This window comes from Arthrobacter sp. CMU6 (assembly GCF_059090205.1).
This window is the reverse complement of sequence record NZ_JBNHFL010000007.1, coordinates 1-22,630: the sequence shown is the minus strand read 5'-3', so window position 1 is coordinate 22,630 and position 22,630 is coordinate 1. Positions and strand designations below refer to the sequence as shown.

22 protein-coding genes are annotated in these 22,630 nt (G+C 68.0%); 12 read left to right on the top strand and 10 right to left on the bottom strand.

Features of this window, described 5'->3' with window-relative positions; translation table 11 throughout:
• Positions 1-6: 6 nt before the first annotated feature.
• On the top strand, positions 7-621 hold the full coding sequence (locus AC5RWD_RS06520) for a carbonic anhydrase (RefSeq protein WP_003797999.1): 615 nt from the start codon (positions 7-9) through the stop codon (positions 619-621).
• Between the two features lie 87 nt (positions 622-708).
• Complete coding sequence (locus tag AC5RWD_RS06515; RefSeq protein ID WP_494019233.1) at positions 709-2,136, top strand: class II fumarate hydratase; 1,428 nt, start codon at positions 709-711, stop codon at positions 2,134-2,136.
• 322 nt (positions 2,137-2,458) lie between these two features.
• Here AC5RWD_RS06515 and AC5RWD_RS06510 read toward each other — a convergent pair whose 3' ends face one another.
• A complete protein-coding gene (locus AC5RWD_RS06510) occupies positions 2,459-3,010 on the bottom strand; it encodes a prepilin peptidase (RefSeq protein ID WP_494019232.1) in 552 nt (183 codons plus the stop codon).
• 59 nt (positions 3,011-3,069) lie between these two features.
• On the opposite strand from AC5RWD_RS06510, the gene AC5RWD_RS06505 reads away from it, so the two are divergent.
• The 3 genes from AC5RWD_RS06505 to AC5RWD_RS06495 all read left to right on the top strand — a co-directional run bounded on the left by AC5RWD_RS06505 (position 3,070) and on the right by AC5RWD_RS06495 (position 5,198).
• Positions 3,070-3,852: a hypothetical protein gene (locus AC5RWD_RS06505; RefSeq protein WP_494019231.1), complete on the top strand. Its 783-nt coding sequence runs from the start codon at positions 3,070-3,072 to the stop codon at positions 3,850-3,852.
• A gap of 65 nt (positions 3,853-3,917) precedes the next feature.
• On the top strand, positions 3,918-4,475 hold the full coding sequence (locus tag AC5RWD_RS06500; RefSeq protein ID WP_494019230.1) for a hypothetical protein: 558 nt from the start codon (positions 3,918-3,920) through the stop codon (positions 4,473-4,475).
• 69 nt (positions 4,476-4,544) lie between these two features.
• Complete coding sequence (locus AC5RWD_RS06495; protein WP_494019229.1) at positions 4,545-5,198, top strand: GNAT family N-acetyltransferase; 654 nt, start codon at positions 4,545-4,547, stop codon at positions 5,196-5,198.
• A gap of 71 nt (positions 5,199-5,269) precedes the next feature.
• On the opposite strand, the gene phoH2 is transcribed toward AC5RWD_RS06495, so the two are convergent.
• Complete coding sequence (gene phoH2, locus AC5RWD_RS06490; RefSeq protein ID WP_494019228.1) at positions 5,270-6,706, bottom strand: RNA 5'-3' helicase PhoH2; 1,437 nt, start codon at positions 6,704-6,706, stop codon at positions 5,270-5,272.
• 268 nt (positions 6,707-6,974) lie between these two features.
• Positions 6,975-7,736 carry an isoprenyl transferase gene (locus AC5RWD_RS06485; protein WP_306926727.1) on the bottom strand — a complete coding sequence of 254 codons (762 nt, stop codon included), beginning with the start codon at positions 7,734-7,736 and terminating at the stop codon, positions 6,975-6,977.
• A 254-nt stretch (positions 7,737-7,990) separates the two neighbouring features.
• Here AC5RWD_RS06485 and trhA point away from each other — a divergent pair, with 254 nt between their 5' ends.
• Positions 7,991-8,632: a PAQR family membrane homeostasis protein TrhA gene (trhA, locus tag AC5RWD_RS06480; RefSeq protein ID WP_494019345.1), complete on the top strand. Its 642-nt coding sequence runs from the start codon at positions 7,991-7,993 to the stop codon at positions 8,630-8,632.
• On the opposite strand, the gene AC5RWD_RS06475 is transcribed toward trhA, so the two are convergent.
• The 3 genes from AC5RWD_RS06475 to mca form a co-directional block, all read right to left on the bottom strand.
• The gene (locus AC5RWD_RS06475) at positions 8,613-10,799 is read right to left on the bottom strand and encodes a thioredoxin domain-containing protein (protein ID WP_494019344.1); all 2,187 of its coding nucleotides are present in this window, start codon (positions 10,797-10,799) and stop codon (positions 8,613-8,615) included. The genes trhA and AC5RWD_RS06475 overlap by 20 nt on opposite strands.
• On the bottom strand, positions 10,777-11,055 hold the full coding sequence (locus tag AC5RWD_RS06470) for a hypothetical protein (RefSeq protein WP_494019227.1): 279 nt from the start codon (positions 11,053-11,055) through the stop codon (positions 10,777-10,779). Before AC5RWD_RS06470 ends, AC5RWD_RS06475 begins: the two co-directional genes overlap by 23 nt.
• Before the next feature lie 94 nt (positions 11,056-11,149).
• A complete protein-coding gene (gene mca / locus AC5RWD_RS06465) occupies positions 11,150-12,055 on the bottom strand; it encodes a mycothiol conjugate amidase Mca (protein WP_494019226.1) in 906 nt (301 codons plus the stop codon).
• An 84-nt stretch (positions 12,056-12,139) separates the two neighbouring features.
• Here mca and AC5RWD_RS06460 point away from each other — a divergent pair, with 84 nt between their 5' ends.
• Together AC5RWD_RS06460 and greA are read left to right on the top strand one after the other, a co-directional pair.
• Positions 12,140-12,610, top strand: coding sequence for a DUF4307 domain-containing protein (locus tag AC5RWD_RS06460; protein ID WP_494019225.1), 471 nt, complete (start codon positions 12,140-12,142; stop codon positions 12,608-12,610).
• A gap of 193 nt (positions 12,611-12,803) precedes the next feature.
• Positions 12,804-13,298, top strand: a complete 495-nt coding sequence (gene greA, locus AC5RWD_RS06455) for a transcription elongation factor GreA (protein WP_494019224.1) — start codon at positions 12,804-12,806, stop codon at positions 13,296-13,298.
• 104 nt (positions 13,299-13,402) lie between these two features.
• Here the strand turns inward: greA and AC5RWD_RS06450 are convergent, their stop codons facing one another.
• The 4 genes from AC5RWD_RS06450 to AC5RWD_RS06435 all read right to left on the bottom strand — a co-directional run bounded on the left by AC5RWD_RS06450 (position 13,403) and on the right by AC5RWD_RS06435 (position 17,729).
• The gene (locus AC5RWD_RS06450; protein WP_494019223.1) at positions 13,403-14,008 is read right to left on the bottom strand and encodes a rhomboid family intramembrane serine protease; all 606 of its coding nucleotides are present in this window, start codon (positions 14,006-14,008) and stop codon (positions 13,403-13,405) included.
• Between the two features lie 8 nt (positions 14,009-14,016).
• The gene (gene ilvA / locus AC5RWD_RS06445) at positions 14,017-15,255 is read right to left on the bottom strand and encodes a threonine ammonia-lyase (RefSeq protein WP_494019222.1); all 1,239 of its coding nucleotides are present in this window, start codon (positions 15,253-15,255) and stop codon (positions 14,017-14,019) included.
• A gap of 3 nt (positions 15,256-15,258) precedes the next feature.
• Complete coding sequence (locus tag AC5RWD_RS06440; RefSeq protein WP_494019221.1) at positions 15,259-16,605, bottom strand: AI-2E family transporter; 1,347 nt, start codon at positions 16,603-16,605, stop codon at positions 15,259-15,261.
• A gap of 128 nt (positions 16,606-16,733) precedes the next feature.
• Positions 16,734-17,729 carry an aldose 1-epimerase family protein gene (locus tag AC5RWD_RS06435; protein ID WP_494019220.1) on the bottom strand — a complete coding sequence of 332 codons (996 nt, stop codon included), beginning with the start codon at positions 17,727-17,729 and terminating at the stop codon, positions 16,734-16,736.
• Positions 17,730-17,924: 195 nt separating this feature from the next.
• Between AC5RWD_RS06435 and AC5RWD_RS06430 the strand changes: the two genes are divergently transcribed.
• From AC5RWD_RS06430 to AC5RWD_RS06415, 4 genes are read left to right on the top strand one after another with little or no spacing between them, the layout of a single operon-like run.
• Positions 17,925-18,839: a DeoR/GlpR family DNA-binding transcription regulator gene (locus AC5RWD_RS06430; RefSeq protein WP_494019219.1), complete on the top strand. Its 915-nt coding sequence runs from the start codon at positions 17,925-17,927 to the stop codon at positions 18,837-18,839.
• Complete coding sequence (galT, locus tag AC5RWD_RS06425; RefSeq protein ID WP_494019218.1) at positions 18,836-20,014, top strand: galactose-1-phosphate uridylyltransferase; 1,179 nt, start codon at positions 18,836-18,838, stop codon at positions 20,012-20,014. Before AC5RWD_RS06430 ends, galT begins: the two co-directional genes overlap by 4 nt.
• On the top strand, positions 20,011-21,168 hold the full coding sequence (galK, locus tag AC5RWD_RS06420; protein ID WP_494019217.1) for a galactokinase: 1,158 nt from the start codon (positions 20,011-20,013) through the stop codon (positions 21,166-21,168). The genes galT and galK overlap by 4 nt, the downstream gene beginning before the upstream one ends.
• 35 nt (positions 21,169-21,203) lie before the next feature.
• Positions 21,204-22,442, top strand: a complete 1,239-nt coding sequence (locus AC5RWD_RS06415; RefSeq protein WP_494019216.1) for an acetyl-CoA C-acetyltransferase — start codon at positions 21,204-21,206, stop codon at positions 22,440-22,442.
• Positions 22,443-22,630 lie beyond the last annotated feature (188 nt).

Here is a 22,630-nt window from a genome sequence, read left to right as displayed (position 1 = left end):
GGGGCCGTGACAACTTACCTGACTCCTGCCCTGGCCTGGCGCCGTCTGCGTGAAGGCAATGAACGCTTTGTAACCGGTGAATCCTCGCACCCGAACCAGGACGCCTCCCGGCGGTCCTCGCTCGTGGAGAACCAGCATCCTTTCGCGGTGATCTTCGGCTGCTCCGACTCCCGGCTCGCCGCCGAAATCATTTTCGACGTCGGACTCGGCGACGTCTTCGTGGTCCGCACGGCCGGCCAAGTGATCGATGACGCCGTCCTCGGCTCACTCGAGTACAGCATCGGGGTGCTGGGCGTGCCGCTGATCGTGGTGCTCGGCCACGACAGCTGCGGAGCGGTCAGCGCCACGAAATCCGCCGTCGAAACCGGCCAGATGCCGGTGGGCTTCATCCGCGACCTCGTCGAGCGCATCACCCCGTCGGTCCTCACCTCCCTGCGGAACGAGCAGACGGAGGTCAATGACATGGTGGTGGAGCACGTCAAGCAGACCTCGCAGCGCCTGGTGGACAGCTCCCGTGTGATTTCGGACGCAATCGAGTCGGGCCGGGCAGCGGTCATCGGCCTCTCCTACAGCCTCGGCGAGGGCCACGCGGAGCTTGTTTCCGGAATCGGCGACCTCTAGAAGCCTCCTGGAAGCGCCCGGGCGGGCCGCCTGTAGCAAGCCGTTCACGGTTTTCGATGCGGCGCCCGGGCGTCCTAAGCTAGCCCCATGACTTCCACTGAAGAGTTCCGCATTGAACATGACACGATGGGCGAAGTCCGCGTCCCCGTGAACGCCCTGTACCGCGCGCAGACGCAACGTGCAGTCGAGAACTTCCCGATCTCCGGAAAAACCCTGGAACGCGCCCACATCGAGGCGCTGGCCCGGGTCAAGAAGGCCGCTGCCCAGGCCAACGCTGAACTGGGTGTGCTCGACGGCGAGCTGGCCAAGGCGATCGCAGACGCTGCCGACGAGGTGGCTACGGGCAAGTACGACGGCGACTTCCCCATCGACGTTTTTCAGACCGGCTCCGGCACGTCCTCGAACATGAACACCAACGAGGTCCTCGCCGAGCTCGCGTCGCGCGCCCTCAAGGCAGCAGGCAGCGACAAGGTGGTCCACCCCAACGACCACGTCAACGCCTCGCAGTCCTCCAACGACGTGTTCCCCACCTCCGTCCACGTTGCCGCCACCTCGGCCCTGATCAACGACCTCATTCCGGCCCTCGGCTACCTCGCCGAGTCCCTGGAGCGCAAGGCCGTCGAGTTCAAGGACGTGGTCAAGTCCGGCCGCACGCACCTCATGGACGCCACCCCGGTGACCCTGGGCCAGGAGTTCGGCGGCTACGCCGCGCAGGTCCGCTATGGCATTGAGCGCATCAACGCCGCACTCCCCCGCGTGGCCGAAGTTCCCCTCGGCGGCACCGCGGTGGGCACCGGCATCAACACCCCGGCCGGCTTCCCGGAGCGGGTCATCGAGCTGCTCGCCACGGACACCGGCCTGCCGCTGACCGAGGCCCGCGACCACTTCGAAGCCCAGGCCAACCGCGACGGCCTCATCGAAGCCTCCAGCCAGCTGCGCAACATCGCGATCTCCTTCATGAAGATCAACAATGACCTGCGCTGGATGGGCTCCGGCCCCAACACCGGCCTCGGCGAAATCGCCATTCCGGACCTGCAGCCGGGCTCCTCGATCATGCCGGGCAAGGTCAACCCCGTCATCTGCGAGGCCTCCATCATGGTCTGCGCGCAGGTCATCGGCAACGACACCGCCATCGCCTGGTCCGGCACCAACGGCGCCTTTGAGCTGAACGTGGGCATCCCGGTCATGGCCGCGAACCTGCTCGAGTCCGTCCGCCTGCTGGCCAACACCAGCCGTGTCATGGCCGACAAGATGATCGACGGCATCACCGCCAACGTTGAACGTGCCCGCTTCCTCGCCGAGGCATCGCCGTCCATCGTTACCCCGCTGAACAAGTTCATCGGCTACGAAAACGCAGCCAAGATCGCCAAGACGGCCGTAGCCGAGGGCCTCACTGTCCGCCAGGCCACCGAGAAGCTGGGCTTCGTCGGCGAAGGCGAAGGCAAGGTTTCCGAGGCCGATCTCGACAAGGCACTGGACGTCACCACCATGACGGCTCCGGCACACAAGGCCTGATCCCCCGCATAAGGACGACGGCGGCCGCCCACCTTCCCGGCGAAGGCGGCCGGCCGTCGTCGTCCTTTTGGGGTTTTTTGTCCAGATATCGCGGCTTTAGGACCCTCCAAAGCGCGATACGTGGACAAAAACTCCTGCGTGAACCGGCATTGCGTGAAGCTGACGGTGTGAAGGACGACGACGGCGAGCTGGCCGGCCAGCGCCGCTGACCTGCCGCTTGGCGCGGCTGAGGGGCCCCGGGCGTGTGCCTCGTCGCCCCAAGTGTCCGTTCGCGCTGAGGGTTGGGCCCCAAGCGTCCGTTCGCGCTGAGCGTGGGTGGAACTCAGGCCGGCAGCAGGACCATCGCCGCGGCCGCCCCGGCCAGCATGAACGGCCCGAACGGAATGGCCGACTTGAGGGTCCCGCGGCGCAGTGCGAGCAGGCCGATGCTCCAGAGGCCGCCGAGCAGGAACGCCGCGAACGTTCCCGCGAAAACGTGCGGCCAGCCGAGGTAGCCCAGGTACAGCCCCAGGACGCCGGCGAGTTTCACGTCCCCGAACCCCATGCCGGGCGGATACACCAGCCGCAGCAGGAAGTAGAAGAGCCACAGCACAGCTCCCCCGGCCGCAATCCTCAGCGCGGGTACGCCGAAAAGGCGGGCCGCGCCGTCGGGCAGTCCGGACGGTTCCACTGCCGCGAGGGTGAGCACCGCCCCCAGCAGCAGCACGCCGGCAATGCCGTAGGAGGGGAACACAATCCGGTTCGGCAGGAGGTGGTGGCGGACGTCGATGACGGTGAGCCGCACCGCCATCACAGCGAAGTAGGCGCACGCCGCCAGCAGCAGCCAGAATGCCGGCGGTGCCGCTTCCCACAGTTCGCCAAGTCGTTGGATCACTCTCGGATGCTACTGGATTCGCCCGGCCTGCCGCTGGGGGCCGCGCGTAAACTGTGGATATGGGGACCTGGGACGCCAAACACCGGCAGGAACACGGCGGCGGTGCGACGCCCACGTCGGCCGCCTCCTTCCGCAACCTGTGCCGCTCGTCCCCGTGGAAATGGCAGTCCCTGCGTTTTGAATACATCGAAACCCCTGGCAGCAGCACCGTCCGCGCCTGGCTGCGCCGTCCCGGTGCGCTCCGTCTGGAGTCCGGTGACGGCACCCTGCTCGGCAGCACCACCGGCATCAATGACTCCCGCGACGGCCTGTACATCAGCGCCACCCGGAAGTCGTGGCTTCTGCCCGCGCATCTGGTGACGCCGGTCTACGACGACGGCGGTCTGGTGCGGCGCCGTCCGGAAGCCGCGTACGGCGAACCCTCGTTCGGAAACGGCCGGTTCGCTGCTGCACTGGATCCGGTGGAGCTGGCGGGCAACGCCCCGGTGCCGCTGGAGTTCCCCAACGCGAACGCCGTCGAGGTGCTGGAGCCGGTTCAGCAGGTGACGCACGAAGGCCGTCCCGCGCTGGAGACTGTGGTCTCGCCGAACCCCGGATACCGGCCGCTGGATCCGGCCGCGCCGCTCTGCGGCCCGGGCCGGACCAGGATCCGCATCGATGCCGGAACCGGCGTGTGCGTGGCCGCCGAACCGGCCGACGGCGGGGGGCAGTTTCCCGGGCACCGCATCCGGATCCTGGCCGTGGATGAGTACATGCTGGACGACCTGTTCGTGGCCGAGCCGATGAACCTCACCGATGTGCGCGAGCACATCCAGTGGCCGCTGCGGCCCAACCCGGCCTGACAGGCCACCCGGAATGCGGGGGCCTGCGCAGGCTTTTCCCAACCTGCCGGCCGCAGACTCGTGCCATGTCAACCACGGCTCCAGACGTATCGACGCCACCTGACACGTCCGTCACCGGCAGGACCGGTACCCGGCGCCGCAGGAAACTGCTGCTGATCCCGCTCTCCCTGCTTTGCGTCCTGGGGCTCGTGCTGGGATATCTCTTCCTCACGGCCAAGCCGGAGGCCAGCACTCCCCTGGGCGCCAGCGCGGTGGTCCCCGGCGGAACGGCCCGGATCAACGGCATCATCCCCCTGGAAAAGGACGGCTGGCTTCCGCCGGAGCGCGTCCAGGTGCTGGACGAGGGACCGTCCGCTGGGACCCACCGGGTGCGGATACTGGTGCAGTTCACGGCCCTGGAGGGCGAGGGCATCACGCTGGACACATCGCAGTTCTCGGTAACCGGGCTGGGCGCCGGCAGCATCCATCCGCTTTGGACTTCACCTGCCCAGTCGCAACTCGGGCAAGGCGATTCGGTCGACGCCACCATGGTCTTTGAGCTTCCCAACCAGGCGGTCGCCCTGGTGCTGGAGGGGCCCGGCAACACCCGGCTGTCCCTGGGCCTGTCGCACCACACCCGCTGACAGCGGCGGTCCCGGCTCGGGCGGACGCCCAGGAGCCATGTGGCCGCGTCGATCGGCTAGGCTTCCGGCATGACCGAGCTGATCTCCGTGTGGCCGCCGTTCGCGCTCACGCTGGCCACTCCCCGGCTCACGCTGCGCCCACTGCGCGACGACCACATCCCCGCGGCCGTTGCGGCGGCTGCCAGCGGCATCCACGACCAGGGCCGTAATCCGTTCAGCACACCGTGGACCGCGGTGCCCGCAGACGAGCTGGGACCGAACATGGCCCGCTGGTACTGGCAGTGCCGCGCCGCCTGCACACCCGATTCCTGGACATTGACGCTGGGGATCTGGCACGACGGCACCTTTCTCGGCTGCCAGGACATCGCAGCGCGGGACTTTTCGGTTCTCCGCATGGTCACCACCGGATCATGGCTGCGGAAAAGCGCCCAGGGACGCGGCTTCGGCAGGGAGATGCGGGCCGCCGTCGCGCTTTACGCCTTTGACTGGCTTGGCGCCGAAGTCTGCGAATCCGACGCGGCCACCTGGAACGCCGCCTCCCTGGGCGTCTCCCGGTCGCTCGGCTATGAACTGAACGGCCTTACCAGGATGTCCTGGGGCGGCAGGCAGGAAACAGTCCAACGGGTCCGCCTCACGCCCGAAGGATTCCGCCGCCCCGACTGGCAGCTGAGGGTGGAAGGCCACGAACCCGCAGCCAGGTTCCTCCTGGGCGTTCCGGGTTGAGTCTCGCCGATTGAGCTTGTCAAAACCAGGACTCGGTTTCGACAAGCTCAACCGGCGGTTTCCCTGAAGAGCTAAGCCCCTTCGAGCAGGTCCGTGACGAGCGCCGCGATGGGCGAGCGTTCGGACCGGGTGAGGGTGATGTGGCCGAAGAGCGGGTGGCCCTTCAGGGTTTCGACGACGGCTGCGATGCCGTCGTGCCGTCCCACCCGGAGGTTGTCGCGCTGGGCAACGTCGTGGGTGAGGACGATCTTCGAGTTCTGCCCGATCCGGCTCATGACGGTGAGCAGGACGTTCTTTTCGAGGGACTGTGCCTCGTCCACGATCACGAAGGCGTCATGCAGGGAGCGTCCGCGGATGTGGGTCAGCGGCATGACCTCCAGCATGCCGCGGTCCATGACTTCCTCCACGACTTCCTGGCTCACCAGCGCGCCCAGGGTGTCGAAAACCGCCTGCGCCCAGGGGTTCATCTTTTCCGCTTCCGAACCCGGCAGGTAGCCGAGCTCCTGGCCGCCGACGGCGAAGAGCGGACGGAACACGATCACCTTGCGGTGCTCGCGGCGTTCCAACACCGCTTCCAGGCCGGCACACAGGGCAAGCGCCGACTTGCCGGTGCCTGCACGGCCGCCCATGGACACGATGCCCACCGCGGGATCCATCAGCAGGTCGATGGCGAGCCGCTGCTCCGCGGAGCGCCCGTGGAGGCCGAAAACGTCGCGGTCCCCCCTGACCAGGCGGACCTGCTTGTCGGCACCGACGCGGCCCAGGGCCGAGCCCCGGCTGCTGAGCACCACCAGGCCGGTGTTGACCGGCATCTCGGCGGCCGCCGGGATGAACACCGGCTCGTGGCCGTACAAGGTGGAGATCTCCTCGTCGCTGGCATCGATCTCGGCGACGCCGGTCCACCCGGAATCCTTGACGAGCTCGTTGCGGTATTCGTCGGCCAGCAGGCCCATGGCCGAGGCCTTGACCCGCATGGGCAGATCCTTGGACACCACGGTGACATGGCGCCCCTCGTTGGCGAGGTTCTTGGCGACGGCGAGGATGCGGCTGTCGTTGTCCCCGGCACGGAACCCGGCGGGCAGGACTTCGGCCGAGATGTGGTTCAGCTCGATCATGAGCGTACCGCCCGCGTCGCCCAGCGGGATGGGCCGGTTCAGCCCACCGTGCTGGATGCGAAGGTCATCAAGGAGCCGGAGCGCCTTCCGTGCGAAGTAGCCGAGTTCGGGGTCATGCCGCTTCCCTTCAAGTTCGGTGATCACCACGATCGGCACAATGACTTCGTGCTCCGCAAACCGCAGCAGGGCGCGGGGGTCGGAGAGCAACACCGAGGTATCGATGACGAAAGTGGAGACTGATGGCTGGGTTTCAGTCTGTGGGCCGGAAACAGCAAGACCGGCTGCGGCGTCTTTCGTGTCCGCACCGGTCTTTGAATTGGCTCGCTTGGCGCGAGAGGTAGCCTTCTCACCCTTGTCCGTGATGACGTCGGGCAGTTGTTCAGAAATAGCCACATCGACTCCAGCCCCGGGGCACATGCCCGGAATTGTTATTGGTGAGGCGGCTCGGCCACGAGGCCGGATCCGGCCTCCCATACAACCGGTGCGAAGAATCGCTCCATGTACTGGCCTCCCCGATCAGCCGGCGGTTTGCCTGCTGATGGGTTTAACGTAAATCGCCCCGAACTAATTTCCAACGTCTTGTTCCGGCGATTCCTGTTGCCACTGTGTGAATTCGGAGTGAACGGGGCCGCCCGGAGGACTGCCAGCAGACGGCGGAAGGCTAGGAACCGAAGCGGCGCTGCCTGCCGGCGTAGTCCCGCAGGGCGCGGAGGAAGTCGACCTTCCGGAAGGCCGGCCACAGGGCCTCGCAGAAGTAGAACTCGCTGTAGGCGCTTTGCCACATCAGGAAGCCTGAGAGCCGCTGCTCGCCGGAGGTCCTGATCACCAGGTCCGGATCAGGCTGGCCGCGGGTGTAGAGAAAGCGGGAGATGTCCTCCACGCTCAGGGAGTCGGCGAGTTCGCTGATGTCCGCCTTGTGCGCCACGGCGTCGTGCAGCAGCTCGCGCACCGCGTCCACAATCTCGCGCCGGCCGCCATAGCCGACGGCCACGTTCACGTGGAGCTTCTCGCGCACCGGCGTCCTGGCCGTGAGCTTGGTCAGCCGCTCCGCCAGGTAGTCCGGGAGAAGCTCCGGGGCACCCATGGCATGGACCGAGATGTCGGCGTCCTCGTCGAGCCGGTCCAGCGTGTTGGCGATGATGCCCATGAGCAGGTCAAGTTCCTCGCCGGAGCGGCTCATGTTGTCCGTGGAGAGCATGTACAGGGTGACCACCCGGACGCCCAGTTCTTGGCACCAGCCGAGGAATTCATGGATCTTGTCCGCGCCGGCCTGGTGGCCCTGGCTGGTCGGGGCATTGAACTGCCGGGCCCAGCGCCGGTTGCCGTCCACCATGACGCCGATGTGCCGGGGGATCCGTTCCGGCTCCAGCGAGCGCAGGAGCTTGCGCTCATAGAAGCCATAGAGGAACCCGGGCCATTCCATCCGGAGATTCACCTGACTTCCTGCTGTAAGACTTTTCTGCAAGTCCTAGGCTACCGTCCGGAGGCGGCGGCCGCGTGCAGGCGGCGGCTGTGAGCGGCCTTGAACGGGCAACCCCACCCGGCAGCCAAATCGTTACCGGGGAGTAACTTACCGAACCGTAGATTATTCTGGAGGACATGAAAAACAACGCCCCGGACGGCGGACCGGAGCCGTCGAGGGCCGAACCCACCGCCGTCGACGACGCCGCGGAACGCATCGCGGAACTGCTGACGATCAAGCCCAAGTGGCGGGGATGGATCCACACGGTCACGGCGCCGTTCGCCTTGGCTGCAGGGATTGCCCTGGTTGCGGTGGCTCCCACCGCGGACCGCAGGATCACGTCCTCCATCTACGCGCTGACCGGCGTGCTGCTGTTCGGCGTGAGCGCGGTGTACCACCGCGGCAACTGGTCGCCCGGTGTCAAACGCGTCCTCAAACGGCTGGACCACACCAACATCATGCTGGTCATTGCCGGCAGCTACACGCCGCTCGCGTGGAGTTTGCTGGACAGGCCGACGGCGGTGTTCCTGCTCTGGCTGATCTGGTCCGCCGCGATCCTGGGTGTCCTGTTCCGACTGCTCTGGACCGATGCGCCCCGCTGGCTGTACGTGCCCATCTACATCGGCCTGGGCTGCGGGTCCCTGTTCTACCTGCCGGCCTTCTTCGCGGCGAGCGTCCCGGCAGCCCTGCTCATCTGCGTGGGCGGCGCGCTGTACATCGCCGGTGCCGTGTTCTACGCCCTCAAAAAGCCCAACATCAGCTACCGGCACTTCGGCTTCCACGAGCTTTTCCACGCCTTCACGGTGCTGGCGTTTGCCGCGCACTTCGCGGCCATCCTCATCGCAGTGCTGAGTTGAGGCGTTCCAGCGCCTCCGCAACGGTCGCCACGGGCCGCTCGCAGACCATGCCGCGGCAGATGTAGACGAGCGGCGCGCCGCCGGGTCCGGCGGGCCTCTGCCGCAGCAGCGGCACGCTGGCCGGCGTCCCGGCGTCGTCCGTCCCGGCTTCCCCTGCCGCCACTACCAGCCCCGGGCTCGGGGACAGCAGCAGCGCGCGGTGCAGTTCGTCCCGTTCGGGACCGGCTGGTCCGACGACGGCGGCCTCCAGCGGCCCCGCCAGCGCGGCCTGCGCTGTGGCCAGCAGCCAGCCGGCAACGCGCGGTGCACGCGTTGCGAACGGGGGCACCAGTGAAGACAGGATATTCCCGGCCATGATCCGGTGTTCAGCCGAGCCGGACAGGGCGGCATAGCTCAGCAGGACGCCGGCAAAGGCGGCCGCGCCGCTGGGAGTGGCGTTGTCAAAGGGGTCCAGCCCCGGTTTTCCGCCCTGAGCGCTGACCACCTGCTCCGATTCCCCTGCGGAGTCGGCGAGCCTCCCGTCGTCGACGAACCGGGTGCATGCCGCCCGGATCAGCGCCTCGGCCAGCGCGTACCAGTGTGGATCGCCGGTGGCTGAGTACAGCGCCAGGAAGCCGTCCGCGCAGAACGCATAGTCCTCAAGCAGGCCCCCGATTCCCCTGGCCGCGCCGCCATGCGAGACGCGGACCAGCTCCCCTGCATCCGGCCGCGCAGTGTCCCCGCGCCAGTGGACGCGTTCCAGGTAGCCGGCGGTCCGGGCGGCTGCAGCAACGAGGTCCGGCCGGGCCAGAACTGCCCCGGCCTCCGCGAGTGCAGCCACGGCGAGTCCGTTCCAGCCCGCCACCACCTTCTCGTCCCGCTCGGGCTGCGGCCGGCGTGCCCTGGCTTCCCGGAGGCGGTCCCTCACCTGGTACCAGAGCTGCGCCTCGTCACCGTCCAGCGCCCGCCCCGGGTGCAGTGGCGAGCCGAGCTCCGAGACGGTGCCCCGGGTGCCGACGTTCATCATCCAGGCGACGACCGCGGCGTCCTCCGCACCGAGCACCCGCTCCAGCTCCTCGGGCGTCCAGAGATAGCTGGCCCCTTCGTGGTGCTCCCCGTCCACCACGGAGTCGGCATCCAGCGAGGACGCCAGTCCCCCGTCTGGCAGCCCGAGCGCGGAGAGCAGCCAGTCGGCGGTCCGCGAGGCGATGTCCGCGGCCTCGGCTGCCGGGAACCCCGCCGTTCCGCCCAGCCGGAGCCAGTGCACGTAGACGCGCAGCAGCTGGGCATTGTCGTACAGCATCTTCTCGAAGTGCGGAACGGACCAGTCGCGCGTCACCGAATACCGGGCGAAGCCGCCGTCGAGCTGGTCGAAGAGGGCAGAGCGGGCCATGGCCGCCAGCGTGCGCCCGGCCATGTCCCTTGCCTCCCCGGCAGTTTCCGAGGGCACCGCGGCGTGCCGGACCAGGAACTCCAGGACAGCGGACGGCGGGAACTTAGGGGCGGTGCCGAACCCGCCGTCGTCGCGATCTTCGGACCCGGCCAGGGAGCGCACGGCGGCGGGCAGCAGTCCGGCGTCGAGAAGTTCCGGCGGGCGGGACACGTCCACCGCCGCCGCGAGCTGCACCTCGCCCATGTTCTGCGCGAGGGAGCGGGCATTTTCCTCCACGGCGTCCCGGCGTTCCGTCCAGGCCTCATGCACGGCCACGAGGACCTGGCGGAAGGACGGACGCCCGGGCATGGGCCGGGGCGGGAAGTAAGTGCCGGCATGGAAGGCCAGGCCGCCGGAGGTCAGGAAGACGGACATGGGCCAGCCGCCCTCGCCGCTGATGGCCTGCGTGGCGGCCATGTAGACGGAATCGACGTCGGGGCGCTCCTCACGGTCCACCTTGACCGCGACGAAATGGCTGTTCAGGTAGTCAGCGGTGGCGTCGTCCTCGAAGGATTCGCGGGCCATGACGTGGCACCAGTGGCAGGCGGCGTAGCCGATGGAGAGGAAAACGGGGACGTCCCGGGACGCGGCCCGCGCGAAGGCGGCCTCCCCGAACGGTTGCCAGTGCACCGGGTTGCCGGCGTGCTGGCGCAGGTAGGCAGAGGGTTCCGAGCCGAGGGCATTGAACTCCCCCGGCCCGGGCTGCCCGGGTTCTGGCTGCCCTGATCCGGGATCAGGTGTCGGCGCGGCCTGCATTGCCGTTGGCGGCGTCGTCACGGGCAATGCCGGCCGCCTCGGCGGCTGCCTGGCGTTCTTCCTCCACCTGGGCACGGTACCGCACGCGGCGGATGCGGCGCACCATGTCCACGATCAGCAGCGCGGTAAGCACCACGATGAAGGCGGTCAGCAGGAATCCCAGCAGGCCGGGGGTGACCTGGTCCTGGGTGAGGCCGGGGCGCAGCGACGGCGAGGGTGCCGGGGACGCTGCCAGGGCGATGAGCAAATGGTGCACTGTTCAAACCTTCTCAAGGCTGGGGCCGCCGCACGGTCTTCAGCGCGGGTCTTCTACTGGGTTTTCTACATGTGATAGAAAATGTCTCTTGTCTCTATCTTAGCCCCGCGAACAGGTCCTTTTCCGGTAGCTCAGAGGGCACCTTGGATTGAATCAGCGTGTAGTCCTCCCAGGGCCAGACGCGCGCCTGCATCTCCGAGGACACAGCGAAGAAGAAACCCAGCGGGTCCACCTGCGTCCGGTGGGCCCGGAGGGCGTCGTCGCGGGCTTCGAAGAAGTCGCCGCAGTCCACCTGGGTGGTGGTTTCGTGCGTGGGCGGCGGCGGGGTGTGCCCTTCGGCGTCGGCCTCAAGCCAGGCGGCAAGGCGCTGGGCGTAGGGCGACTGGAGCCCGGCCTCCTCCAGCGCAAAGTGCAGGGCGCGGAAGCGTTCCGGGCTGAACGCGCGGTCGTAGTAGAGCTTGCTCGGCTCCCAGGCCTCGCCGGTGCCCGGATAACGCGCAGGGTCGCCTGCGGCCTCGAAGGCCTCCACGGCAACCCGGTGCGCCATGATGTGGTCCGGATGGGGGTAGCCGCCGTTTTCGTCATAGCTGACGATGACGTGCGGCTTGAAGTCCCGGACCAACCGAACGAGCGGGGCCGCTGCCCGCTCCAGCGGCTGCAGCGCGAAGCACCCGGCCGGCAGCGGCGGGAGCGGATCACCCTCGGGCAGCCCGGAGTCCACGAAGCCCAGCCAGCGCTGCCGGATGCCCAGCACCCGGGCGGCCTCGTTCATTTCGAGCCGGCGGGCGCCTGCCATGTCCCGCTTTGGATGGGGCGCGGCCTCCATGGCCGGGTTCTGGATGTCACCGCGCGAGCCGTCCGTGCAGGTCGCCACCATAACGTCCACTCCCGCCGCGGCATACATGGCCATGGTGGCTGCACCCTTGCTGGACTCGTCGTCCGGGTGCGCGTGGACTGTCAGCAGGCGAAGTGCGGACGGCTGGCTGGTGGACGCTGTCATCGGGGACTGCTCCTCTTTCTCCTGGGACGAACTGCAAGGCTGACGCCGGATATTTCCCCGCGTGATCGCCACTAAACTGGAGGGGTGACTACCGAGGACAAGTCGGGCACTGCCCAGCCTGCAGACATTAGCCTAGCCAATCGCTATGGCCGTCCAAAGCGCAGGCTGTCCCGAAAGGCCAGGCGGTGGGCGGTTATCGTCGCCCTGGCAGTCGGGATGGGCTTTCTCGCCTGGATCTCCACGTCCAACGCCACGTCGTCGGTAACGTTCAAGGACATCGGCTACCGGACCACGGATGCCACGCAGGCCGAGGTGGACTTCCAGGTGACGCGGGAACCAGGCACTGCGGTCAAGTGCGCCATCAAGGCGCTCGATTCCAAGTTCGCGATTGTCGGCTGGAAGGTGGTCGACATCCCGCCGGTGGACCGGGAGGCGCAGGGCCAAGGTGCCGACGCTGGGCGCACCCTCGCCCAGCGTGTTGTCCTTCGCACCGAATCGCAGGCCGTCTCGGGCGTCGTGGACAACTGCTGGATTTCCAAGCCCGCGGCTTCCTAGGGCCCACAGGCAAACGGGCACTTGATAAAGGTATGTGACCCAGGCCGCTTGGTTGTTGGGTTTACTCCACAGGATTGACTACAATGAATCAATACCTTTACCCCGCTGAGATGGTTACTGAGTTCCACAGGTGGCCACCGTGGCGGGGTCTTTGTTTGTAAGACCGCTTGTACACCCACTAGAGGAGAAGTCCGTGTCTACCACTAACAGCGCGCCTGCAGCTTGGCTTACCCAGGAAGCTTTTGACCGCCTGAAGGCAGAGCTGGACCACCTTTCCGGCCCCGGCCGCGCGGAAATCGTCCAGAAGATCGACGCTGCCCGTCAGGAGGGAGACCTCAAGGAGAACGGCGGATACCACGCTGCGAAGGAAGAGCAGGGCAAGATCGAGGCCCGCATCCGCCAGCTGACCGTCCTGCTCCGCGACGCGCATGTCGGCGAGTCACCGGCCGACGACGGAATCGTTGAGCCCGGCATGATCGTCGTCGCCCGCATCGCCGGCGACGAGGAGACCTTCCTGCTCGGCTCCCGCGAAATCGCCGGCGACTCCGATCTGGACGTCTTCAGCGAGAAGTCCCCGCTCGGTGCCGCGATCATGGGCCACAAGGAGGGCGACAAGCTCAGCTACACCGCCCCCAACGGCAAGGACATCCCGGTGGAGATCATTTCCGCCAAGCCCTACTCGGGCTAACACCGCATCCGTCCGCGGTCCCAGCAAACGCACGACGCCGGCCCTCCCCCACTCGGGGGACGGCCGGCGTCGTGCTTTAAATCGCCTTGTGCCGCTGACGCCGGTCAGCGGCGGGACGCCCGGGCCCGCAGCACGACGGCGGCCAGGACGCCGCCTGCGGCGCCGCCGAGGTGGGCCTGCCAGGACACGTACCCCGCCACGTTCGGAATGATCCCGAACAGGATGCTGCCGTAGGCCAGGAACAGCACCACCGAGAGCAGGATCTGCCACCAACTGCGGTTGAAAAACCCGCGGACCAGGAGAAACGCGAAGAGACCGAAGACCAGGCCGGACGAACCCACGGTGACCCCGCCGGCGCCAAACAGCCAGACGGCCAGCCCGGAGCCCAGCCAGCTGCAGGCCACCGCGGTGAGGAACACGCGGATCCCGGACAGGAACACCAGGAACCCGAAGATGATCAGCGGCAGTGCATTGGACAGCACGTGGTTGAGGTTGGCGTGCAGAAGCGGGAATGTGAACACGTCAAGGATGCCGTCGGCGCTCCTGGGCCTGAGCCCGAAGACGCCGTTCAGCGAGTGCAGCAGCACCGCGTTGAGCAGCTCAATGGCGAACAGGAGCGCCACGAAGGATCCCACCACCAGCAGCCCGCCCCTGGCACGTCCGGCAGCCGTTTCCCTGGCGGCGGGCGCCTCTCCCGGACGGTCCAGCATGGCCGTTCCTAGTGCACCACGATCGGCTGGAAGCCTTCAGCGCGCAGCGCGCCGAGGACCTGTTCGCCGTGCTCGTGGCCCTTGGTCTCCAGGTTCACCGTGATGGAGACGTCGCCCATGCTGATGGAGCCGCCCACGCGGGTGTGGTCGAGGCCGGTCACGTTGGCGTCGTTCTCGGCGATGATGCGGGCGATGGTGGCCAGCGAGCCCGGCCGGTCATCGAGCATCATCCGCACGGTCATGTAGCGGCCGGCAGCGGAAAGGCCGCGCTGGATCACCTTGAGCATCAGCATGGGGTCAATGTTGCCGCCGGACAGGACGACGGCGGTGGTTCCCGGGTTCTCGATCTTGCCGTCCATGAGGGCAGCCACGCCCACGGCACCGGCGGGCTCCACCACCATCTTGGCGCGTTCCAGCAGGAAGATCAGGGCCCGGGCGAGCGAGTCTTCGCTGACGGTCACCACATCGTCCACCAGTTCGCGGATGATGCTGAACGGCAGCTGCCCGGGCCGGCCCACGGCGATGCCGTCCGCCATGGTGGACACCTTCTTGAGCGGCACCAGGGCGTCCGCTGCCAGCGACGGCGGGTACGCGGCCGCGTTTTCTGCCTGCACGCCAATGATGCGGATTTCGCGGCCGAGTTCCTTCGCGCGGGCCTTGACGGCCACCGCGACTCCGGCGAGCAGGCCGCCGCCGCCGACCCCCATCAGGATGGTGTCGACGTTGGGCACCTGTTCCAGGATCTCCAGGCCCAGGGTGCCCTGGCCGGCCACCACGTCCACGTTGTCGAAGGGGTGGACGAACACGGCTCCGGTGTCGTCGGCGTAGCGCTGGGCCTCGGCCAAGGCCTCATCCACGTTGTGCCCGTGCAGGACCACTTCGGCCCCGTGGCTGCGCGTGGCGGCCAGTTTGGGCAGCGCGACGCCGAGCGGCATGTAGATCCGGGCCTTGATGCCCAGGCTCTTGGCGGCGACGGCCACACCCTGGGCGTGGTTGCCCGCGGAGGCAGCCACCACGCCGCGCTTCTTTTCCGCTTCCGAGAGTCGCGCCATCCGCACGTACGCGCCGCGCACCTTGAAGGAGCCGGCACGCTGCAGGTTCTCGCACTTGAAGTAGACCTCGCCGCCCACCATGCTGCCGAGGGCCCGGGACGACTCCACCGGGGTCCGCGTAATAATCCCGTCCAGCAGCTTCTGCGCCTCAAGGACATCGTCCAGCGTGACGGGAAGGCTTTCAGGGGTGTTCACGAACTATTCTCCTTTGGGTGTTTCGACGTCGGCGCCGTGTGCAGTGCCGGCAGCGTTGCCGCGGCCGGCCTGCGGGCCCGGCAGCCGGACTTCCTTGAAGGTGGTGTCCTCATCGGCTGGGGGCAGGCCTGCAGTACCCGCGGCAGCCGGCACAATTTCATGTTCCCACGTTCTGGCAGCAATATACCGAATCGCCGAGTTTGCTACGGCCAGGATGGGGACCGAGAACAGCGCCCCGGGGATGCCGGCGAGGTAGGACCCGGCCGCAACGGAGAGGATCACGGCAACCGGATGCAGGGCAACGGCCTTGCCCATGACCAGCGGCTGCAGGATGTGGCTTTCGAGCTGCTGGACCAGCAGCACGATGCCCAGCATGATCAGGGCGTTGACCGGGCCGTTGGCCACCAGGGCCAGCAGCACCGCGATAGCGCCGGTCACGAGCGCACCGACCACGGGGATGAAGGAACCGATGAACACCAGCACGGCCAGCGGCAGGGCCAGCGGAACACCGATGATCGCCGCGCCGGCGCCGATGCCGACGGCGTCCACGAAAGCCACGAACATCTGGATCCGCGCGTAGCTGACCATGGACGCCCACCCGCGCCGGCCGGCGCCGTCGGCGGGGATCCGTGCCTGCCGCGGCAGGAGTCGGACCAGGAAGGACCAGATGCGGCCGCCTTCGAGGAGGAAGAAGATCAGGATGAACAGCGCCAGGACCAGTCCCGCCGCGAAATGTCCCGCCGTGCTCCCGAAGGACAGGGCGCCACTGAGGATGCTGCTGCTGTTGTTCTGCAGCGCTGCCGTGGCCTCCTGGATGTACTGGTCGATCTGCGCGGCCGTCAGATGAAGGGGCCCCTCGGCCAGCCAGTCCTGGACCTGCTGGACTCCGGTCAGCGCCTCACTCCACAGCTCCTGGAAACCAAGGGCCAGCTGCCGGCCGACGAGCGCAAGGGCGCCGGCGATGAGTCCGATGAAGCCAAGGACGGTGACCGCGACGGCGGCCCCGTTGGGGACGCGCGACTCCCGCAGCCAGCGCACCACGGGGTTCAGCAGGCCGGCCAGCAGTGCCGCCACCATGACGGGAATGATGAGGAAGCTGACCTTCGCCAGCAGCCAGACCAGGGCACCGATGACCAGCAGGATCAGGCCCAGCCGCCAGGCCCATGCCGCAGCAATGCGGATGCCGTAGGGAATGTCCTGCTCAAGGTCCCGGTCGGTCCGGACGCGCCGCGGCTCGGAATGCCCAAATGAACCGCGCCCTTGGGGCCGGGCAAATCCTGCGGCGCTGCCCGCGCTGCCCGCGCTCGTGTTGGCTGCGTCCTCTGGTGTGGCGTCCTTTTCTGGCGTCATAGCCCAATACTTCCCTAGCCGCCCTGCTATGGGAAACGCGCCACGGCCCCGACTGTGCACTGCCGGGCCGGGCCTTCCCGGTCAGGCCCCGCTCAAGTCAGGCACCGCCCAAGTCATACACTGCCCAGTCAGGCACCGCCCAGGTCAGCGCGGATGCCCCAGGTGATGGTGAACGAGTCCCCGGGCGCCAGCCAGCGGAGGCTGTCCCCCGAGTTGAAGGCATTCGCAGGCCCGGTCATCGGTTCCAGTGCAACAGCCGCGGTCCGGCCGGGGTAGATGCGGCTGACAAACACGTGCACGAACGGGCAGGTCCGGTCCTGCCACAGGCTGACGCTGCGGCCGTCCGGCGCGGTCAGCGTGTGGCGGGCAATCCCGCCGTCGAACGCCAGCTCCGTCAGGGCGGCGTCGAGATCCAGGTCCCCCACCGTCTTCCCCTGCCGCAGGTCGCTGTCTGCCGACACGGGTTCGGAGCTACGCGGGATGAGCCGCTCGTCCGCCACGAGCCGGGTTGCGGCATTTACCGTCAGCGTGAGCTGCTCGGAGGGGATGTCGCCGATCCGGAGGTAGGGGTGAGCCCCCAGCACGAACGGCGCCTCGGTCTCGGAATCATTGACCAGCGTTTGCCGCACCTCCAGGCCCAGGTCCTCGGCCAGGGAGTACTCCACGCGGTGCCGCACCAGGAATGGATAGCCGTGCTGGGGGAACACCGGCGCCTCGAGCGTCACGGCAAACTCGGATTCGGCCACGAGGGAGTACGACGCATTGCGCAGCAGACCGTGGCTTGCGTTGTTTTTGGAAACCTCGGTGATGTCCAGCTGTTGCTTCTTGCCGTTCAGATGCCAGACGCCGTCCTCCACCCTGTTCGCCCAGGGCGCCAGGGTGATACCCGTGGCGCCGGGCGGAATCTCCGAATCCCCGTAGGACTCCGTCAGCTGGACGTCACCGCGGCTGTACCACCGCAGCCCGGCCGCGAGCTCGGTGACCACGGCGAGCGCATCGCCGCGCCTGAGCTCATACTGCCTGCCCGTGGCGTAGCGCCTCGACGTCGGGTAGGAATCACTGGCTGCCGGGGCATGGCTGGCCGTAGAGGACTGGCTGGTTTCGGGAGTCGCGCCGGAAGTCATGGACCTACCGTACAACGCACGCAGCATCGCGAACGCACCGCAAACGAGAACCCACCTACTGTTGTCTTTTGTTAGAAACTATTTGTTTTTGATCGCTTTGTGTCACAATGGGAACAGAACAAATAGTGACGGGGCGCACAGCCGCCCGCGGAGCCACTGCGTCCGCACGGAAAATGCAAGGGAAGGAGGAGCAACGTGCTGGCACCACAGCGGCAGCACCTGATCCTCCAGGAACTCGATGCCGAGGGCACCGTCCGCGTCGCAGCACTCGCGGACCTGCTCCGCGTCTCCGAGATGACCGTCCGGCGCGACATCGACGCGCTCGACGCCGAAGGCCTGCTGCTGCGGGTTCACGGCGGCGCCACCCGCGCTCCGGAGTCCAGCGCCCTCGAACCGGACTTCGGTGCAAAGTCGGCCCAGGAAACTGAGGCGAAACGGGCCATCGCCGCGGAGGCGCTTACACTGCTCCGGCCCGGCATGACGCTGCTGGTTTCCGGCGGCACCACCACCCATGAGCTCGCGCGGCTGCTCCCCCGGAATCTCGGGCTCACGGTGGTCACCAACTCGCTCATGGTGGCCAACGCGCTGGCGGCGGCCGGTGACGGCGGCATCCGCACCGTGGTCCTGGGCGGTCAGCGCACACCGTCCGAGGCTCTCGTTGGCCCGGTGGCGGTGCACGCCCTGGACGGCCTTCACGCGGACGTGTGCTTCATGGGCGTGCACGGCTTCGACCCGAAGACCGGCATCACCTCACCGAACCTGCTCGAGTCCGAGGTCAACACCGCCATGGTCGCGGCATCGGACCGGCTGGTGGTCCTCGCGGACGCCACCAAGTACGGGACCGTGGGGCTCGCCGGGATCGCCCCGCTGTCCGCCGTCGGCACCCTCATCACCGACGACCGGATCAGCACCAGTTTCGCCGGACCTGCCGCCGAGGAGCTGCTCCGGCAGTCCGTCGGCGAACTCCGGCTGGCACGCCTGACCGCTGCCCCCGGGATCCCCGTTCGCACAATACAAGACGCCGTGACTCCAGACCTCATCTTTCCCCGCCCCACCAGCCTCCCGGACGGCCCGACGCCGGCTACCGCGTTCAAAGGAAATGACGCATGACCCACATCACCAGCACCCACCTCGCCGATGGCCGCGAACTGCTCTACTTCGACGACGCCGGCTCAAGCCGCGAACGGACCATCGAAGAGGCGCAGGACCACCGCGACCTTCCACCTCGCGGGGAGCCCGGCGAAGTCCGGTATGACGCGCTGACCGGCGAATGGGTGGCCGTGGCCGCGCACCGGCAGACGCGCACTCACCTGCCGCCGGCGGACCAGTGCCCCATCTGCCCCACCACCGACGCCAACCCGTCGGAGATCCCCGCGCCGGACTACGACGTCGTGGTGTTCGAGAACCGCTTCCCTTCCCTGGGCCCGGCCCTGGGCCCGGTCCCCGCCAACCCGGGCTGGGGCACCACGGGCCCCGCCTTCGGACGCTGCGAGGTGGTCACCTTCACCCCGGAGCACACGGGATCGTTCAGTGGCCTGAGCGAAACGCGTGCCCGCACGGTGGTGGAAGCCTGGGCACACCGGACGGCAACGCTCAGCGCACTGCCCGGCATCAAGCAGGTATTCCCGTTCGAGAACCGCGGCGCGGACATCGGCGTCACCCTGCACCACCCGCACGGCCAGATCTACGCCTACCCCTACGTCACGCCGCGCGCCGCCGTCATGGGAGCCGCCGCGCGCAGGTTTTACGACGACGCGGGCGGTCGGCAAACGCTGACCGGCTCGCTGCTGCGCTCCGAACGGGAGGACGGCAGCCGGATGGTGCTCGAAAGCGTCAGCTTCAGTGCGTATGTTCCGTTTGCGGCCCGGTGGCCCCTGGAGATCCACCTGGTTCCGCACCGCCAGGTCCCGGACCTGGCCGGGCTGACCGGGGCGGAGAAGGACGAACTGGCCCACGTCTACCTCGACCTGCTCAAGCGCCTCGATGCCCTCTACCCCACCCCGACGCCCTACATTTCGGCCTGGCACCAGGCCCCGGTGGATGACCTGCTGCGTCCCGCAAGCTACCTCCACCTGCAGCTGACCTCCCCGCGCCGCGCGGCGGACAAGCTCAAGTTCCTGGCCGGCTCCGAGGCGGCCATGGGCGCCTTCATCAACGACACCACCCCCGAACAGGTGGCGGAGCGGCTCCGCTCGGTCACCGTTCCGGCGTCCCCGGCCGAGGCGCTCGCTCCGGCCGCGCCCGGCCTTATTGAACCAGACCTCATCGAAGGAGCCCACGCATGACCGCCCCCGCCATCACCGACCTCGAGACCCGGTTCTCCGCCGCATTCGGCCGCCAGCCCGACGGCGTGTGGCAGGCTCCCGGCCGGGTCAACCTGATCGGCGAGCACACCGACTACAACGAGGGCTTCGTGCTGCCGTTCGCCATCGACCGGACTGCCAGGGTGGCGGTGGGGGTCCGACCCGATTCCGCCATCCGCTTGCTCTCGACCTACGGCGACCAGGGGGTCACGACGGCGGACACGGCTTCGCTGGAGGCAGGGACGGCAAAGGGCTGGACCAAGTACCCACTGGGTGTCATCTGGTCCCTGCAGCAGCGCGGCATCGATGTCCCGGGCATGGACCTGCTGCTGGACTCCAACGTGCCGCTCGGCGCCGGCCTGTCCTCGTCGCACGCGATTGAATGCGCGGTGATCTCGGCACTGAACGACCTCACCGGAGCCGGCATGGGCCCGGAGGACATGGTGCTGGCCACCCAGCGTGCGGAGAACGACTTTGTCGGCGCACCCACGGGCATCATGGACCAGTCCGCCTCGCTGCGCGGCTCGAAGGGCCACGCGGTGTTCCTGGACTGCCGGGACCAGAGTGTCCAGCTGGTCCCCTTCGAGGCCGAGGCGGCCGGCCTGGTCCTGCTGGTCATCGACACCAAGGTGTCCCATTCCCATGCCGACGGTGGCTACGCCTCCCGCCGGGCGTCCTGCGAACTGGGTGCCGAAGTGCTGTCCGTCAAGGCGCTCCGGGACGTTACGCCGGGCGACCTGGAGGAGGCCAGCGAGCTGCTGGACGAGGTCACCTTCCGCCGCGTCCGGCACGTGGTCACCGAGAACGACCGCGTGCTGCAGACCGTGGAACTCCTGGGGCAACAGGGCCCGTCGTCGATCGGCGGCCTGCTCGACGCCAGCCATGCGTCCATGCGCGACGACTTTGAGATCTCGTGCCCGGAACTGGATCTCGCCGTCGAGACCTCACGGGGCAACGGCGCCATCGGCGCCCGGATGACCGGCGGCGGTTTCGGCGGTGCCGCCATCGCCCTGACTCCGGTGAGCGAGGAGCAGCAGGTGCGTACCGCCGTCGTACGGGCCTTCGCGGAGGCGGGGTACACCGCGCCGGACATCTTCACGGTCACGCCGGCGGCCGGGGCGATGCGGCTGGCATAGCTGCCACTCCGTGGGCACGGGCGTAGGCTGGTCGCATGCCTGAAGCAGTCATTGTTTCAACCGCCAGGAGCCCGATCGGCCGCGCCTTCAAGGGGTCGCTGAAGGACGAGCGGCCGGACGATCTGGCGGCGGCCATGGTCAGCGCGGCGCTGGCCAAACTGCCGGCGTTCGACCCCACCGGAGACACCGGGCCGGGCCTGGACGACCTCTACCTCGGCTGCGCCGAACCGAGCGGCGAAGCGGGTTCCAACATGGCCCGCGTCGTCACCATCCTCACTGGACTGGACAACGTGCCCGCGGCAACGATTAACAGGTTCTGTGCCTCCAGCCTGCAGACCCTCCGGATGGCCTTCCACGCCATCCGCGCGGGCGAAGGCCAGGCGTTTGTGGCGGCCGGCGTCGAAGCCGTGTCGCGCTACCAGGACTGGGCCGGGGCGGGGGAAACCGGGGCACAGAACCACAACCCCCGGTTCGAACCGGCCCGCCAGCGTACGGCTGCGCGCGCCGAGTCGAACACGCCCTGGACGGATCCGCGGCTGGGCGGCCGCATGCCGGACATCTATATCGCCATGGGACAGACGGCCGAGAACGTGGCCACGTCCTACGGGGTCAGCCGCGCGGACCAGGACGAATGGGCCGTGCTGAGCCAGAACCGGGCTGAGGCCGCGATCGCCTCGGGCTTCTACGCCCGCGAAATCACGCCGTACCAGCGGCGCGACGGCACGGTGGTGGACCGGGACGATTCGCCGCGCCCGGACGTGACCCTCGACGCCGTGAGTGCCCTGCAGCCGGTCTTCCGCCGGGAGGGCACTGTCACGGCAGGCAATGCTTGCCCGCTCAATGACGGGGCCGCCGCCCTGGTGATCATGAGCTACGACCTCGCCCGGGACCTGGGGCTGGAGCCGCTGGCCAGGATCGTCTCCACCGCGGCCACCGCCCTGTCCCCCGAGCTTATGGGGATGGGGCCGGTGGAAGCCTCCCGGCAGGCGCTGGCCCGCGCCCGCCTGGAGATGCGGGACATCGACCTCGTGGAGCTGAACGAGGCCTTCGCCGTGCAGGTGGTGGCCAGTGCGCGGGAGCTGAAAATCGATCCCACGAGGCTCAACGTCCACGGCGGCGCCATCGCACTGGGCCATCCGTTCGGCATGACAGGAGCCCGGATGACCACCACGCTGCTCAACGGCCTGCGCGAGACGGACGGGACGATGGGCCTCGCCACCCTCTGTGTGGGCGGCGGCCAGGGCATGGCCGTGGTGCTGGAGCGCCTAACCTAGCCATCTTCACACGAGTTTTTGTCCAGATATTGGCTCCTCCTGGGCCCCGAAGTCCCAATAAGTGGACAAAAACTCCAGGAGTAACGCGGGAATGCTTATACGCGGAGTGGGGGCCCGCCGTTGTGGGGGGGGCGACCGGGATGGATTTGTTATTATAAATTGGTGTTTGGGGGGGGTTGTTTTTTTTT